Raw genomic sequence first — 610 nt, forward strand, 5'->3', positions numbered from 1 at the left:
CTATCCAACTCTAGAGTTTGAAGCTACCAACCATCTTATCTAGGCGAGATGAAAGCTCTTGAAGATCGCGGCTTGCGCCAGCCAACTCTTCCGCCGTTGCAGTTGTCATCTCGTTGATTGCGTTGATTTCTTCAATATTCTGATTGATCGTATGAACCACGGTAGATTGCTCTTCCGTTGCCGTCGCAACTTGCGTGTTTCGATCGGAGATATCCGTAATGCGTTCAGAGATATTCACCAGCACTTCTACTGCTTCATCCGTCGAAGCCACACCCTCAAATGTGACCGCTTTGCCAGCTTCCATCGCGCTTACTGCATCCTGAGCATCACTTTGAAGCTGGTTGATCATACGTTGAATCTCTTCCGTTGAATCGGCAGTGCGCGATGCTAGGTTACGAACTTCATCTGCAACTACCGCAAAGCCTCGACCTTGCTCACCTGCGCGTGCTGCTTCAATCGCTGCGTTCAGTGCCAACAAGTTTGTTTGCTCAGAGATATCGCGGATTACACCAAGGATAGAGCCGATATCTTTCGTTGTAGAAGCAAGCTGTGTCACAACAATGTTTGTCGTTTCCACATCGTCAGCAAGACGGCTGATCACTTCTTTCGC

Annotated in this window: 1 protein-coding gene; it reads right to left on the reverse strand. The window is 48.7% G+C overall.

Annotation, left to right across the window (positions count from 1 at the left end):
• Nucleotides 1-10: 10 nt before the first annotated feature.
• Nucleotides 11-610, reverse strand: a 600-nt coding sequence (locus tag R7Q48_RS28790; protein ID WP_318133755.1) for a methyl-accepting chemotaxis protein, incomplete at its 5' end; no start/stop codon positions are given.

Source organism: Vibrio sp. 378 (genome assembly GCF_033339435.1).